The organism is Bacillota bacterium, from assembly GCA_023511455.1.
In the GTDB taxonomy this organism is placed as follows: domain Bacteria; phylum Armatimonadota; class HRBIN16; order HRBIN16; family HRBIN16; genus HRBIN16.
Genome location: JAIMBJ010000015.1, coordinates 55,682 through 71,084, shown reverse-complemented (window position 1 = coordinate 71,084; position 15,403 = coordinate 55,682). Strand labels below are relative to the sequence as shown.

At 57.7% G+C, this 15,403-nt stretch carries 15 protein-coding genes and 1 pseudogene; 5 read left to right on the top strand and 11 right to left on the bottom strand.

Annotation, left to right across the window (positions count from 1 at the left end; all coding sequences use genetic code 11):
- From K6U75_09950 to K6U75_09935, 4 genes are all read left to right on the top strand, one after another.
- Positions 1-393, top strand: a 393-nt coding sequence (locus K6U75_09950) for a hypothetical protein (protein ID MCL6475359.1), incomplete at its 5' end; no start/stop codon positions are given.
- Positions 390-1,247 (top strand): hypothetical protein, encoded by an 858-nt coding sequence (locus K6U75_09945; GenBank protein MCL6475358.1) that lies wholly within the window; start codon positions 390-392, stop codon positions 1,245-1,247. The genes K6U75_09950 and K6U75_09945, both read left to right, overlap by 4 nt.
- Before the next feature lie 389 nt (positions 1,248-1,636).
- Positions 1,637-2,239, top strand: a complete 603-nt coding sequence (locus tag K6U75_09940; protein MCL6475357.1) for a hypothetical protein — start codon at positions 1,637-1,639, stop codon at positions 2,237-2,239.
- A gap of 27 nt (positions 2,240-2,266) precedes the next feature.
- Complete coding sequence (locus K6U75_09935) at positions 2,267-2,713, top strand: hypothetical protein (protein ID MCL6475356.1); 447 nt, start codon at positions 2,267-2,269, stop codon at positions 2,711-2,713.
- On the opposite strand, the gene K6U75_09930 is transcribed toward K6U75_09935, so the two are convergent.
- The 11 genes from K6U75_09930 to K6U75_09880 all read right to left on the bottom strand — a co-directional run bounded on the left by K6U75_09930 (position 2,710) and on the right by K6U75_09880 (position 14,702).
- Positions 2,710-2,988, bottom strand: coding sequence for a hypothetical protein (locus K6U75_09930; protein MCL6475355.1), 279 nt, complete (start codon positions 2,986-2,988; stop codon positions 2,710-2,712). The two genes, K6U75_09935 and K6U75_09930, sit on opposite strands and share 4 nt — an antisense overlap.
- 469 nt (positions 2,989-3,457) lie before the next feature.
- Positions 3,458-5,167, bottom strand: coding sequence for a family 10 glycosylhydrolase (locus K6U75_09925; GenBank protein ID MCL6475354.1), 1,710 nt, complete (start codon positions 5,165-5,167; stop codon positions 3,458-3,460).
- The gene (locus K6U75_09920) at positions 5,164-6,426 is read right to left on the bottom strand and encodes a hypothetical protein (protein MCL6475353.1); all 1,263 of its coding nucleotides are present in this window, start codon (positions 6,424-6,426) and stop codon (positions 5,164-5,166) included. The genes K6U75_09925 and K6U75_09920 overlap by 4 nt, the downstream gene beginning before the upstream one ends.
- Before the next feature lie 420 nt (positions 6,427-6,846).
- Entirely contained in the window at positions 6,847-7,224 is a 378-nt protein-coding gene (locus K6U75_09915) for a hypothetical protein (protein ID MCL6475352.1), read from the bottom strand.
- Between the two features lie 165 nt (positions 7,225-7,389).
- A complete protein-coding gene (locus K6U75_09910) occupies positions 7,390-8,493 on the bottom strand; it encodes a PEP-CTERM sorting domain-containing protein (GenBank protein MCL6475351.1) in 1,104 nt (367 codons plus the stop codon).
- Positions 8,494-8,526: 33 nt separating this feature from the next.
- Complete coding sequence (gene purD / locus K6U75_09905) at positions 8,527-9,804, bottom strand: phosphoribosylamine--glycine ligase (GenBank protein MCL6475350.1); 1,278 nt, start codon at positions 9,802-9,804, stop codon at positions 8,527-8,529.
- Positions 9,805-9,807: 3 nt separating this feature from the next.
- Entirely contained in the window at positions 9,808-11,205 is a 1,398-nt protein-coding gene (gene dnaB, locus K6U75_09900) for a replicative DNA helicase (GenBank protein ID MCL6475349.1), read from the bottom strand.
- 58 nt (positions 11,206-11,263) lie between these two features.
- Positions 11,264-11,725 (bottom strand): 50S ribosomal protein L9, encoded by a 462-nt coding sequence (rplI, locus tag K6U75_09895; GenBank protein ID MCL6475348.1) that lies wholly within the window; start codon positions 11,723-11,725, stop codon positions 11,264-11,266.
- A gap of 30 nt (positions 11,726-11,755) precedes the next feature.
- A complete protein-coding gene (locus tag K6U75_09890; GenBank protein MCL6475347.1) occupies positions 11,756-13,129 on the bottom strand; it encodes an MlaD family protein in 1,374 nt (457 codons plus the stop codon).
- Entirely contained in the window at positions 13,126-13,896 is a 771-nt protein-coding gene (locus K6U75_09885; GenBank protein ID MCL6475346.1) for an ATP-binding cassette domain-containing protein, read from the bottom strand. Before K6U75_09885 ends, K6U75_09890 begins: the two co-directional genes overlap by 4 nt.
- A gap of 23 nt (positions 13,897-13,919) precedes the next feature.
- Positions 13,920-14,702: an ABC transporter permease gene (locus K6U75_09880; GenBank protein ID MCL6475345.1), complete on the bottom strand. Its 783-nt coding sequence runs from the start codon at positions 14,700-14,702 to the stop codon at positions 13,920-13,922.
- A gap of 182 nt (positions 14,703-14,884) precedes the next feature.
- Between K6U75_09880 and K6U75_09875 the strand changes: the two are divergent.
- Positions 14,885-15,067 (top strand): annotated as a pseudogene (locus K6U75_09875) (DUF1559 domain-containing protein).
- Positions 15,068-15,403: the final 336 nt, after the last annotated feature.

Here is a 15,403-nt window from a genome sequence, read left to right as displayed (position 1 = left end):
AAAGTCGGTCGGTGGGTCAAGCGCGTCCGGGATATCTCTCATGTGGTATTATATGAGCGCGCAGGCAGCAAAGCACTCAGGGCATTACGCCCTTCTGAGGAGGCGATTTGTGAGACATCTCGCGCTGCGCGTCGTGAGGCGATGAGGCGAGCAGACATCCCGACCTGCCAGCAGCCGATAGAGCAAGGAGGTAGTGGACAATATCGATGGTATCGCTATAAAGATAATAAAGGGCTTGATGCAGCAGTCGTGCATCATCCTGCTGGTGATCTCCATCCGTATCCCCACTGGGAGGCGGGACACATTAAGATAAGGGGCGGCAAGATTCAGCGAAACCCATACGGCGTCCCCAGACTTGAGAGCAGCAAAAAGAAAGTTCCTTATCGGCGGTGAAACGAATGCAGAGCAAGCAATTGCAAGATAAACTGCGACAGTATCATCAAAAACAAAGGCTCAAGTCTTTGCGAGAGCGTTTAGAACGCTGCTTGGGCCCGTTCATCTCTGAGGTGGAAATAGTATTGCAAGCGCACGTATATGCGCCAGATGGTTGGAAAGATTTGAATGTATTTTGTAATAACATGAACCAGATGGTTAGTTTAGTGGAATCTTTTTTGCAAAATGTAAATGCAAGTCGGTGGTTTGTTTCGGCCGATTCGGACTATGCATACTATCCAGATATTGTTTTGGGTCACGAGTCTCTAATGAAACACATTTGGAAACTTGTCGACGAGTTTGAGCTAGTATCACTCCGTAAGTCGGGGGCACGCACTTCATTTGTGACTCTGGACAAGGAAGACTTCTCTATCCGGGTAAAGGGGCAGCGATGGATCCGCCTGCTGTACAATCAGTACGCAGACATGGTTATGGAAGAGTATAACTGGGATCTGTTTGCAAACGGACCAAGTCGTGCAGGATTGGCTTTTTTACGCACGAAAATGTTCAGCAAGGCATACTGTTTTATAGGTTGCTTATTTGCTGGGGAAGAATCTGAGTTAGGAGAGAAACTGCTGCTCATAATCAGAAGGAAACTGGTCAGGATATTAGGTAGAGAACTAGAGGTCAACGACGGGACGATTTCAGACAGAATAACAAAGCAGTGGCTGTGTGTTAAGCATCATAGCTGCTGCACTCGGAACGATGCTATTTGGCGCGTCGAGGCAATCGGGCAGAGCTTCGTAGAAGCCTGTAAACGGGCATTGTCAGAAATTAGACCCGAAGTAATCACGATGATTGAAGGCTCGTCATAGAGACTCTCGACAGAAATCGTCCTTGCAATACGCCACACCAACAGATAGACACCCACCACCCGATAGACGCTGCCAGTGGCGACCCGAACCTGTATCGGTACGCTGGGAATGATCCTGTTAACACAGTAGACCCCGACGGCACCGATTGTGACTACCACTCGTGCAGCAGCTGGTGGAGGAACCTGCAGGAACAGGGGAAGGAGTATGCGAATAGAACCTTAGGGAGTAACCTGTACGCTCAGAGAGGGAGAGAGGTCAACCGGGAGCATATTGCTGCGCAGCCGTTTTCGTCGGATTGTGCGTAGGGCGATCGCCCCGGTGATGAGGCAAGTGTACCGCGTGGATACCTGTGAGGCAGCAGGCTTTGCGGGGAGGCATATTGTCCACGAATGCGCTGGCTGGACGTACTGATTATCTTCACTCTCACCTTCGCGGCATACATGGCACGCTTGCGTGCGCCCTATGTGGCGGATGACCATTTTGTTTTTTACCGCTTGCAACAGGGCGGAATGTTCGGCTTTGCGAGCCAGCCGCCCACCAACTTCTTTCGCCCGTTGATCTCGCTCCACTATTACCTGGACTACTGGCTTGGGATGTCGCCTTTGTTTTCGCACGCAGTCAACCTGGGATGGCATATTGGGGTAGCGTTGCTGCTCTATGTGTTTGGCTATCACCTCTTGCTGCGATGGAATTGGGATCCGGGGAGCGCGCGTAGAGGGTCGTTTGCAGGAGCGCTTCTATTTGCCGTGTTGCCAGCGAATGTGGAAGCGGTAGCGTGGTTTGCAGCACGCGCGGATATGGTCGCCACATCGGCTGCGATAGGCGCGTTGCTGCTGCTGATGCGCTTCCAGCAGCGGGGTGAGGTGACGAGCTACTTGGGCGCGCTGGGATGTTCTGCCGCAGGGCTATTTTGCAAAGAATCATTGCTGACCTTTCCGTTCATTGTGTGGCTCTGGCTGCGTACGCTCGGCGTGGCGCGTGCGGGGCGATGAACAGCGCCATTTTGGGGAGTATTACTGGTGTACTATGTATGGCGTACGCTTGTGGTGGGAGGAACGGGTGCGTATCCCGAGGCGTGGGAGACCTTAAGACGCCCCTGGTGGCTGGGGCTCAATCTCGTTGCGTACTTATTTCAGATGGGGATGCCTGCAATGCTGTACGGGTTGGGGCGCGACCTGTGGGATACGCTGCTTTGGGGTGTGTGGGCAACTGGTATAACGGCATTGGTGCTGGCGGCGCGCACGGCACTCTTTTCCCGACGCCCCGCCATCGATTGGCGTCTGCTGCTGGGGTCTGTATTGCTGTCGATGCTGCCTGTTTTGATTTTCAAGCCATCTCCTTTCTATTTTCTGAATAGCCGCTATACCTATCTGGCGTCGGCGTTTATAGCAGTGGGGGTGGGTGCGTGGCTTACACTGCTAAAGCCAGGCATACAGATAGGGAATGAGCAGCACTGGTTCTGCTAATAGCGTACTTTGGCGGCACGGTTCGACAGGCAGTGGCATGGCGCACCGCAGGCGAACTGGCGCGCAGTAGCGTGTTGTCGCTGCAGAATGCGCCTGCCGACCAGCCACTGCTTTGGCTGAGTGTGCCCGACCACTTTCATGGCGCATACGTTTGGCGGGAAGGATTCCACGAAGGCATCGCATTGATTTTGCCCGAACGCGCCCAGCAACCGATTTTCGTTGCCAGTCACTTCACGATGCGCCTGCGAACGGATGTTGCGGTACGCTATGTCCACGGCGTCGCAACCCTTTCCAGCCCCAACGATATCTTCTTGCCCCCTCAAGGCGTGCGCACACCCTCAGGAGACAAACCCGTCGTTTTGCCCCACCAGCTGCTCATCCACCGGTCGCTCATCCAAACGCATAGGCTGGTGGGGTTTGAGCGAAGGCAGTTTGTGCCGACACCGCTACCTGCTCCAGATTTGGCGCGAGCTCATACTCCACGAAGCTGTAATTCGCCATATCGTAAGGGGTATCGTTGCGCAGGTACACACGGGTGGACTTGCGGAAAGTAACAGTTATACGATTCAGGTACCTTCTCCACGAGCAGGCTGCTGAGATGCTTAGCCTGCCCCCACAGCCGTCTGCGAAAAATCACCTAACGGCGGGCGAGGATGCGTTATCAAAGTAAATCAACAACCCGCCGTTGCCCAGTGCAGTACGCCGCTCAGCATGTATCCTAGCGAGGTGCCAGCCTATCATTGTCTACCTCCTCGGGAGCATATCTACCAGCACCGCCTTCGCGCCATCAATCACTACCTGCCCGTTCTCGCGGCGGAGCGTTCCCATCACGGTCACGACGTCGCCAGCCAGAAACGGCAACGGCAGCTCGCCCGGTATCCGCACGGTCACTTCACCCAGTTGGAAGTCGCCGGTGGTTCCCGGCATACCGGAGGTCACCGCCCACTCCGTGAGCAATACCTGTGTGCCTTCCGGCAGGCGCGAAAGTTCCGCCGGACTCTTCGCCCGCGTCGCGACGGTATCACCCAGCAGCAGGTTGCAAGTGGTCACCTTGCCTGCCTCTACCTTCACTTTCAGTGTCAACGCCTTCGCCCCACGCGGCTGTACTGTCAGCCTGTACTCTCCAGGCGGCAGGTGCACAAAGCCGAAGAACCCCGTGCCGTCCACGTACTGCTCGCGCTCCTGCCCCATACCCTTCAAGACGACCAGCGTGTGATCGGCGGGGTCCAGGGTGTCCGCATGAAGGATAGTACCCTTGATGTGCCCGTTGACGGGTTTCTCCTTCCACATCGCGGGGGGCACCGGTACCCAGCCTCCGAAAGCTTTGCCCAGTGCCTCATAGAAGGCAGGATTGTGTTTTTGCTCTTTGCCTTCGGCGTCGGTGTTGGTAGTGGCGTAGGAATAGAAGCAAACGCCACGCGGTTTGTTGCCACGCGGCGTCGGTTCCCACACGCGCTGCAGCTGCTTCAGGGTGTCCTCGATTGGGTTTAAGAAGTTTCCCAGCCCAACCGCCGCGTAATGGCGATACTGATGGTCTTTCACAAAGCGCATCCAGTTGTCCAGCCAGCGGGCGTGTTTCTGCTCGTTGTAGTAACACATGGGGATGTTCCAGTCCAGAATGCCCTCCTCCATCCAGCCGCGCCAATCCTGATACACGCGCGAATATGCTGCTGCTCGGGTCCATGCATCGTCGGTCTCCGGACCGTTGCCCCATGTGATGGTCGCCGCCGATACCAGCACCTTCGGGTTCACCGTCCAGGCGTACAGGTAGGTCTTGCGCACCAGCGCGGTGACCTGATCGCGCCGCCACTGCTTGAACCGCTCGCTCTTAAAGAAGGGAAAGCCTTCCGGTCTGCCGCGGCGCTCGTTATAGCGTTGCACGCTGACGGGATTGTATCCCCACCGCTCGCCGCCGTAGCGCACGAAATCGAAATGGATGCCGTCCACGTCATAATGGCGGATGACATCCAGATAAGTGCGGAAAGTCCAGTCCGCCGCGCCCGGGTGCCCAGGGTCTATCTTGGTGGCTTCGCCGTCGTAGTCTTCGCCCATGTCGCTGAGCGAGAGGTAATTGGGGAAACGGCTCTGTAGAGAGCGCGGGTGCCGGTTCCTACCTACCGCACAGGTATTGAGCCAGGTATGCACCTGTATATATGGTTTTACCCCGTGCGCTTTCTGAATAAGATACGCCAGAGGGTCAAATCCCTCCGCGATGTCCGATGCGCGTGGTTCGTAGTGTGAGTTGTAGTAGGCGTCTGCGCTCTTGCGCACCTGTACCACCACTGCGTTCAGTCCCGCCTGACGCACCCGCGCCAGCAAAGTATCCACCTGCTCCGGCGTCTTGATGCCCTCGTTGAAGCCGTCCACCCAGATAGCCCGCATCTGAGGCTCCCCGCTCGGTGTAGCAAAAGCGGGGAGAAGACACAGGGTCAGGACGAATAGCCACCGCGTCATATCGCCTCTGCCTCCTCCTTCGCAATCTGAACCCACCGAATCACCCGCTGAGGGTCATGGCGAATGGTGTGACAGTCCTTCATGATAATCTCCACGCGGCAGTCGTTCTTCGTCAAGGCCCGCAACCCCCGCCGCAGCGTTTGCCGCACCAAGTCCTCGTCGAAGGTATCCGCCGCCAGCACACCCGGATGAGGCTTCCAGGAGAAGATGTAGCGATTGCCCAGACGCTCTGCCATTGCCTCCACGTTCGCCCACGGCGACATCGACACCCGCCGCAAGCGTGGGAACCTCTCCACCACGTGCCAGCGGCTGTCCAGCGGCTCGCAGCAGCCGTAACAGTTCAGTCCGAACCGCTCCAGCAGCGACAGCTGGTAGGGAAAAATGAACTCTTCAAACATACTGGCGGAGATGCCGACGGTCTCCTGGCTCTCCGCAAAGCCCCACATATCGATAGGGCGCACGTGGCCGTTGAAATCGGGCTGCGGCAGTTCATGCGTCCACCCGAACCCGCCCGAGCCGACGTAGGTGCCATCGTTGTTGAGAAACAGCAACCCGTTCTTCTCCAGAAAATCCAGCCGGGCGGCTTGCCCATCGCGCAGGAACGCCATCAACCGGTGCACCTCGTCAGGGCAATCCACCATGTCGTACATGATTTGCTCCAGCCCGCGCAGGTACACCAGCGTCTGCGTCATGCCGAGCGACCACCACCAAACGGTCTTCAACCGCACCTTCAGGATGTCGCCGAAGGTCTCCTGTGCCAGCTGCAGAAGTTCCTGCGTGGCTTCATAGTCCACCGTAATTTGCGGGAAGCGCAGTTTGTCCATGTCATCGTAGGTTTTCAGCGGAGCCTCCCAGCGCCATGCGCCGCCGGCTTCCCCACCGATGCGGGTTTCGCGCAAACCCCAGTCGGTCTCGGTGTACACGTGCCCGACGTTGAAATGAGGCTCGATCACCTTATCGTCGCGCATGTGTGCGCCCCAGAAAATCTCGCGACGCAGATGCCATTCCCATGCCCGAGCCAGACCACCCTCACACTGCAATGTATCCGGGGTGAGAATCTCATTCCAGCCGTTCTCAGGGTCGCAGAACACCAGCGGGCGCGTCGGCTCCAGCGCGTTATGGCGATACCACAATTCGCGCTTCTCTTCCTCCACAGGGCGAGCTGCCAGCTCCCCCACCTGCTTCGCCAGCTCCCGCAGCACAAGGCAGTCGTGCTGGTTCACAGAGTAGTTCGCCTGTGTAGCGGTATTCTCAGACATCACGTATGCTCCTCTCTACCGAACTCTTCAAGCAACTCTGTCGGCGACACAATGTGTATTCCACGAAAAGTGCCCAGCGGAAGTAAATGCTTGCGGTCTCCAGTGACGATGTGTGTTGCGTTGCCCAGAAGGGCACATTCCACTACCTTGTCGTCTTCGGGGCAAGTGCTGCACCTCGCAATGCCCCAGTAATTGGGACAACCTGCAGAAACTCCTTTAATTCCTGCACAAGAGCGAAAGCATCAGACGGGCTCATTGTCAGTTTCTCAATCGACTTCTCGTATACCTCTTCCAGTATCTCGGCACAGGTCAAACCCTTGATTAAGCCCGCCCGAGCCAGTAACACGCAGCGTAGCGGGTTGCCTCCCCACCCGAATGCGGACAGAAGGACATTGGTATCGAAAACCACGCGGAGTCCCGTCAATCCTCGAGCCACTCAGCAAAGAACTGAAGGCGTTCATCTTCATCCATCGCAGCCCAATCGTATCCTTGCCGCCGAGCCGCCTCTCGCACTAACGGCTCGACTCGCTGTTGAATGCTGCTCAACATATCGTCCGTGGACGCAATAGACCCATAGTAGGTGCTGATGAGCTCTGCCTGTTGGTCAGGCGTGAGCCGTTCCCAGTCGCTGCCCGTCTCGCAGGCAATCCGACGCAAAACAGATTGAAACACCCTCTGCCGCTGGCGACGTTCCTCTGCGAGCTCCTGCTCAAGCATCGCCACAATCTCTCGTTTCACCGCTGGGGGCAGCTGCTTAACCATCTCGATAACCCGTTCGTTGCTGGATACAGAACTCATTCGTCCTAAGCTCCCGATTGCGCAGCAATAGGTAAAACCTCAGCATACCGTTTAGAGTATACACCGCCCCGTAGCTTCCTGCAACAAACGCTGCCGCACGGGACGAAATATCTCAGGATTCACCACAGAGAGCACACAGAAAAGGTGCCCTCTGTGGCATCGTTCTTACAGCTGCTTCCGACGCGTCAACGCCAGCAGTCCCACACCGCCAAGCAATACGGCGGCGCTCGCAGGCTCTGGCACAGGCTGAGCCAGAATGATGCTCCAGTATCGCTGTCCGCCGATGTCTTCACGGGTCACCCACACCAGCTCGCCCCGGTCGTTCAGTGCCACTCGGAAGCTGCGCGTGGGGTCGGTGTTATCGGTTAGCAGTATGGTTGCCCCATTGGCAAACAGCTGCACGTCGTACTTGCGGAACAGGATGCTTTGCTCGTACAGCACCCAGCCCAAGTTGTTAATCGCGGGGAACATGCTGGCGGCGTTGCCCGTGTTGTTCGTCAGCGCAATCACGCCCGTCGCTTCCGACCACAGTTCGATGTTCCAGTTACTGCCGTTATGGTGCATCCACACTGCCTGCCCGTTGTCGTTCAGGTCGGGCGAGGAGTAGTCATCGCCGGCGGTATTACCCGTGAGATCGCGGTAGTTCATCATGTCGTCGGCGTGCGCCAGATAAATCTGCGGGTTAGCCGCGGCATCCACTGCGTTCCATATCACCTCACCCAGATTATTGATGCGCGGGTTCTGGCTGTCAAAGTCCGCCCAGTAGGTCAGGTTTTCGGGGTCGGAATAGCCGGGCTTCCAGATGTAAATATCCTGATAGCCCGTAAAAGCATCCGTTCCCGTAGTGACCACCCAGCCCAGGTCATTGATATCCGGTGCGCCAAAGCCCACGGAGCCGTCGCTGCGGGTGATGTTCGTGAGTATCCCGCTATCCCACAGTACCACGTCAGACACTTCCCCATCATCGTAACGCCACACAATCTGGTTCCGGTTGTTGAGACGAGGAGAGGTGTTCAGACGCCGCTGTTCACCTGCACTCAGCCGACGGACTGCTGAGCCATCGTACAGCCACACATCACTGCGGGTGAAGTCCCCCTCCGACCAGACAACCCAGCCGTTGTTGTTGATGTGTACCGACTGTACCGAGTTCGTGTGCCGATATATTACTTGGGTGCGAAACACAGTCGGTGGCTGCGGATGCGCCTGCAGGCACGCCAGAGACATCAGCAGCAGCAAACCGCCCGCCACCACATACCGCCAGGTTAGCATCCATATCCCTCCTTTCGTTTTTTTACCGAGTTTTCATACCCACTTCATGCCGATGTCTGTGCGGTAATGCATATACTCGAAGCGGATACACCGTACCGCCTCGTAGGCTCGCCCACGCGCCTGAGCAAGCGTATCGCCCAGGGCGGTTACTCCCAGCACGCGCCCGCCAGCGGTTACCACCTGATCGCCATCTCTGCGCGTGCCTGCATGGAAGACCACGCATTCCGGCACCTGCGCCGCCTCATCCAGCCCCTCGATCGGCAAACCCGTCTCATATTTGCCCGGGTAGCCTCCCGATGCTACCACCACACAGACCGAATAGCGCGGTTTCCACTGCAAGGTAACCTCATCCAGACGGCACTCGACCGCCGCCTGCATCACCTCCACTATATCGTTCTCCAGCAAGGGCAGGACTGCCTGCGTTTCAGGGTCACCGAATCGCACATTGAACTCCAGTGTCTTAATGCCCTCTTCGGTAACCATCGTGCCTGCGTACAGCACACCGCGGAAGGGGATACCGGCGTCGCGCGTGGCGCGGATGGCAGGATGGATAATCTGCTCTATCGCTTGCTGATGCAGTTCCGGCGTAACAAGGCGCAGGGGACAGATACTGCCCATCCCACCGGTGTTCGCTCCGCGGTCGTGGTCGAGAGCGCGCTTATAATCCTGAACCGGCAGCATAGGCAGTACAGTGGCTCCGTCGGTAAACGCCATCAGCGAAGCCTCTTCCCCAACTAAAACCTCTTCAATCACCACACGCGCGCCTGCCTCTCCGAGCACACGTTCCTCCATGAGCGAGTGTATCACTTCCAGCGCCTCGTCCAGATGATGCACGACGAAAACGCCTTTACCCCCCGCCTCGCCATCCGCTTTAATCACCAGTCCTTTCGCACCTTCCTGAAAACGACGGTGCGCGTATTCCGCAGCCGAATGCGGTTCACTGAAAACCGAGAAATCAGCGGTGGGAATACGATAACGGCGCATGACTTCCTTCGCGTACACTTTACTGCCTTCCAGACGCGCTGGCTCTTTGCTGGGACCAAATATCGCCAGCCCGCGCGTCTCAAATACATCCACGACACCCGCAATCAAGGGCGACTCGGGTCCGACAACCGTCAGGTCAATACGGTTGCGTTCGGCGAAGCTTGCCAGACTTTCGATGTCGGTGGCTTTAATTGGTACGCACTCCGCCAGTTCAGCAATGCCTGCGTTACCCGGCGCCGCATAGATTTTGGCTACTTTCGGGCTCTGCGCGATTTTCCACACCAGTGCGTGCTCGCGCCCACCCCCACCTATCACCAGTACCTTCAAGGCTCATTCCTCCCGATGTCGCTCCAGCGGGACAAACCGCGCATAATCGGGCTTGAAGCCGACTCGCACGGTACCCGTTGGACCGTTTCGTTGTTTGGCAATGATAATCTCGGCTTCCTCGACCCGCCCCTCCTCGCGAGGCATCGTCCCTGCCTCCACGTCATCCGTAGAGACCGCCTCCTTCATCGCGTAATACTCGGGGCGGTAGATGAATGCCACCACATCGGCTTCTGCTTCGATAGAACCGCTCTCGCGCAAATCCGATAGCATTGGACGCTTATTCTCGCGATGCTCTACGGCACGGGATAACTGCGACAGGGCAATAATGGGCACTTCCAGCTCGCGCGCCAGCCCCTTCAGCGCGCGGGCGATGTCCGAAATCTCCTGCGTGCGGTTCTCCGCTCGCCGGTGGCTACGCATCAGCTGCAGGTAGTCCACAATCACCAGGTCCAACCCGTGTTCGGCACGCAAGCGGCGACACTTCGCCCGCATCTCCAGCACCGAGATGTCCGGCGTGTCATCGATGAATATCTTGGCATTCCAGAGTTCCTGCACCGCTTTGGCAAGCCTCTGCCATGCGGTGTCGGGCAGCATTCCCAACCGCAAACGATGCGCGTTCACCTCCGCCTGCGAGCAAATCATGCGCTGCACGAGCTGCTCTTTGGACATCTCCAGGCTGAAGATAGCCACCGTTTTGCCTTCACGAAGGGCGACGTGCTCACCGATGTTCAGGCACAAGCTGGTTTTGCCCATGCTGGGGCGTGCCGCAATAATCACCAGGTCCGACTTCTGCAGCCCCGCAGTGACAAAGTCCAGTTCGCGAAAGCCCGTGCTTAAACCTGTTACCAGCTTGCGCTCATGATAAAAGGCTTCGAAGCGGTCAAACGCCTCACCCAGCAAAGGGCGGATGCTTTCAAAGCCTTTGCCGATACGCCGCTGCGCTACCCGATAAACCGCGCTCTCTGCCCGGTCGGCTATTTCGCCAATAGACAGCGGTTCTTCCTCATCCCCGGTCACCGCTGCCATGTGGATAATCTCCTGAGCCGCCTCGATAAGCCGTCGGCGGATAGCATATTCTTCCACAATCTGGGCATAGTAGTCCACATTCGCCGCGCTGGGCACGCTGTCCATGAGAGTGGTCAGGTAAGCGATACCTCCGACCTCTTCCAGCTTCCCGCGCCGTTGCAGTTCCTCACTGAGGGTGACGAGGTCCACCGGCTCGTTGCGGCCGGAAAGGGCTATCAGGGCATCATAAATCACGCGGTGCGTCTCCCGATAGAAATCGTCGGGCGCAAGGAACTCGCTCACGCGCTCGATGGCAGCGCCGTCTATCATCATCGCACCCAGCGTGGCAATCTCCGCATCCAGATTGTGCGGCAGGGCACGCAGCAGCTCACTCATGCGTGACTCTTGCTTGCCCTGCCTGTCTGAATTCCTTCTCATCGCACAACACCCAACTTTATGCAGAAGCCTCCTGAGGTACGACCTCCACCTTCAACGTCAGGTTCACATCGTGATGGAGGTGCAGTGTAACCTCATACTCTCCCAGCGACTTAATCGGCTCCAGCAAACCGATTTTACGCTTGTCCACCTTCACATGGTATTGCTGTGCGATGGAATCTGCAATGTGTTGGGCAGTCACCGCGCCGAACAGTTTGGTAGTTCCCTTACCGGCATGTGCCTTCACCGTGACTGTCCTGCCTCTCAGCACATCCGCAATCTGGCGTGCTTCTTGCGCGGCTTTTTCTGCTCGCATCGCCTCCTGCTTCTGGCGAAGCTGAACGTTTTTCATCGCGCCCTTATCGGCAGCAATCGCCAGCCCACGCGGGAACAGATAGTTCCGTGCGTACCCCTCCGAGACGTTGACCACCTCGCCATGCTTGCCCAGCGAGGGCACGTCCTGCGTGAGTATCACTTTCATCGCCATCGTTTTTTGCCTCCTCCCATCAACCTAACGTGTCAACTGCACCCCCAACACCGGCTGGTTCTGGTCGAACAGGCTGTCGATACCCACCCACAGACTCCAGTCTGTGCTCAGTTGTATCTTCGCCCGTGTGTTTATCTGCAGGTCATTCGGGTCAAACGCATCCGCCCGCAGATGAAGTCCGGGCTTGAACCTCCAGTCCACCCCTACCCCCGGTTTGGAGGCGTAGAGTCCATAGCGTAAATCCAGCGTTGGCGCTAACTGTGAACCATACTGCAGGATGAACTTGTTGCTCTCGGTAACATCGTACACGCCAAGATAAAAGAAGCGATTATCGCGATACGGGAACGAGAGCGTCAGGTCAGTGCGAAAATTACCGTCACGCAGCAAGCCGTACACATCCAGAGAGACCTCTGTCGGTCTGATGGACAGCTTGCCGGGTTGAATCAGTCGCTCCACAAAGCGATTAATCCTTTCCGTTGCCTGACGTGCCTCCGTAAGGGTAGCCCGCGCTTCGGCGACAGTGCCGCGCACGTTCTCCCTGAGCTCTTCGTCGCCCGTGTATTTGCCGATGTCCTCGGCGATACGATTCAGTTTCGCACTCAATGCGTTCATCTCTGCGGCGACCTCGCGCAAGTTCCGCTGGAGCTGCTCATCGCTCACAAAGCGGTCGAAGCTCTCAGTAGCGTGCTGGGCGGTGCGCACCAGCTCGCGGGATTGCTCCAGCAAAGCCTTCAGGTCCGCCATGACTTCCGGCAATATTCTGGTGGAACGCCGGGTGTCCTGCACCACAGCATCCAGAGAACGCCCCGTGCTCGCCAGCAGACCTCGGGCTTGTTCTATCAGCACGGTGAGGCGGGCTGATGCCTGCTCCACGTTGTTCAGCGTTTGCCGGATGCCCGCCTGCATCTCCGGGTCGGCAATCAGCGCGTTGACCGAGCGAACCAGCCTCTGCACCTCTCGCAGGGTCTCCTGTGCCACGGGCGCGAGGTCGCTAATTCCCGGTTCCTTTGTTCCCCGCAGCACCGTTCCTTCTTGCGCCTCAACCGGTGACTTGCCCGGAACAAGAGCTATCATCTTGTCCACGCCTGCAATGCCCGGCGACATCACCACTGCCAGCGAGTCCTCAGGGATTCTCACATCCTTACGCAAAGCCAGTCGCACTCTCGCCTGCAGGTCAGAGGTCAACCACACTTTCTGCACCTCGCCAACCTCCACCCCTGCAAGATAAACCCTCGCCTGCTCCCGAATACCCAGAGCATCGGGGAATACTGCCTCCACATGGTACACGCGCCGCGCCGCCAGTGTACCGCGCAGATAGATAACCGTTACTGCAATCCATATACCCGCCAGAATAATGGTCATCCCCACCAAAAAAACGGCCTTACGCGGTGTCATCATCGGTCTGGCTCCTGAGCACTCGTGGTTTCGCCAACCGGCGAAATGCCGCCTGCCCGCAAGAAGCGACGCACCACCGGATTGGCGTCCGCACGCACCTCTTCTGGCGAGCCGCAGGTGATAATCTGACCTTCGTGTAGCATCGCTATCCTGTCCGCGATATGGAACACACTGGTAAGGTCATGCGACACTACCAGCGCAGTTACCTTCAGCTGACGCGTGGTGTCCACGATTAGCGTATCAATGGTCTCCGCGACAATCGGGTCCAGACCCGCAGTCGGCTCGTCATACAGCACGATTTTCGGGTTCATTGCCAGCGCGCGCGCCAACCCCACGCGCTTTTGCATCCCACCCGAGAGCTGCGCGGGATAAAGGTGCTCTGTACCTGCCATCCCCACCATCTCCAGCTTCTCCCGCACGATACGCGCAACCTCTTCTTCGCGCCGGGTGATGTGACGACGTACCCCAAAAGCCACATTATCGTATACCGTTAACGAGTCGAACAGCGCCGCATACTGGAACACCAGCCCGACCTGCTTGCGCACCGGTGTGAGCTTTGCTTCCGGCAGGCGAGAGATCTCCGTATCGCCAATCCATATTTCCCCCCTCTGCGGTTTGAGCAAACCTCCAATTAGCTTTAACAACGTTGTCTTACCGCAGCCGGAGGGACCCATGATGGCAAATACCTCGCCCTCACGCACCTCCACAGAAACGCCCTGCAACACCCATCGCGAGTCTACCCCGTACCACACCTCGTCGACACGCACCACTGTTTGGGCATCCGGTTGTCCGCTCATCGCCCACCGAACAGCAGATACGCCAGAAAGAAGTTCGCTATGTAAATCAGCAGCACCGCCACCACCACGCTGTTGGTGGTGGCCTGCCCTACCCCCGCCGCGCCTCCCTCCGTCCTCAGTCCGGCTCGACAGCCGACCAGCGCGATAATCGCTCCGAATACCACTGTCTTCAAGAGCCCCGCGAACACATCATAGGTACCCACCAGTTCCCGAACACCCAGCAAATAGGATGTCGGCGACACGCCAATCGGCACCGCCACCGCATATCCCCCGAAAATACCCGTCACGAAAGCCAGCACGCCCAGCGCGGGCAGCATGGTCAGACAGGCTATCAGGCGCGGCACAACCAGATACTGCACGGGCGGTACGGCAAGGGCCCGCAGGGCGTCTACCTGCTCGGTGACCTTCATGCTGCCGATTTCGGCGGCAATCGCTGAAGCCGAACGCGCAGCCACCACCACACCCGTAACGACCGGACCCAGTTCGCGCGCCATTGCCAGCGCCACCGCACCCCCAGCCAGTGACCCCACGCCGAACTGCAGCATCAGCTTCGCCGAATACAGCGCAAGAACCGCTCCCGTGAACCCGCTGGTGATGACCACCATCGGCACCGCCTGCGCACCGATAATCGCCATCTGTACCATCGTTTCGCGCGCCTCCCAGCGGCCGCGAAACACAAACCCCATCGCCTGCGCCAGCAGGATGCCGATATCGCCCACAAATAACACCAGCTGGGCTAGCTGCCGGGTGAAGGTGTATACCGGGTTTGCAACCTGCATCGGTCTCCGCGCTTTCTCCCTGTTGTTCCAGTATAGCCTGCATCTGAGGGGTTGTCAATACGTGCCCGTAGGGCCCGGCTTATTAGCTATTGCAAATAGCTGGGCGAAATCGTTATACTATAGCAACTCCGTTTGCCGATACGACATCAGGCTTCGGAGGAAAATACTTAAAGGAGGCAGGAATGACTGGACGCAACGCTTTTACCTTGATTGAGCTGCTGGTTGTTATCGCGATTATCGCGATACTGGCAGCGATCCTGTTCCCCGTTTTCTCGCAGGCGCGGGAGAGCGCAAGGCAAACCAGCTGCACCAGCAACCAGAAGCAGCTGGCACTGGGAGTGTTGATGTATGCACAGGACTACGACGAAACCTTCCCGATGAGTGCGTACCTGGCGAACCCCACGACCGTGATCGCCGTGTACGACATGGTAGCACCCTACTTAAAGAACACCGAGATTTTCGTGTGTCCCAGCTACCGTCCGGGGGTGGACTGGCAGAGCCGTCTCGCCGCCCTGGGGCTGAACTACGGCGGCACCTTCCGCTTCACGGGTTACATCCCCAACCTCGGATTGTTCGGAGAGAGCTTTTGCCCGTACCTTCCCAAGCGCACACCTCCGACCACCCTGGGGGGTATGCCGGTGCCTGCCGAGACCGTCATGTTCTATGATGGCTACCTGCGACAGATACGCTCGGTAGGGCAG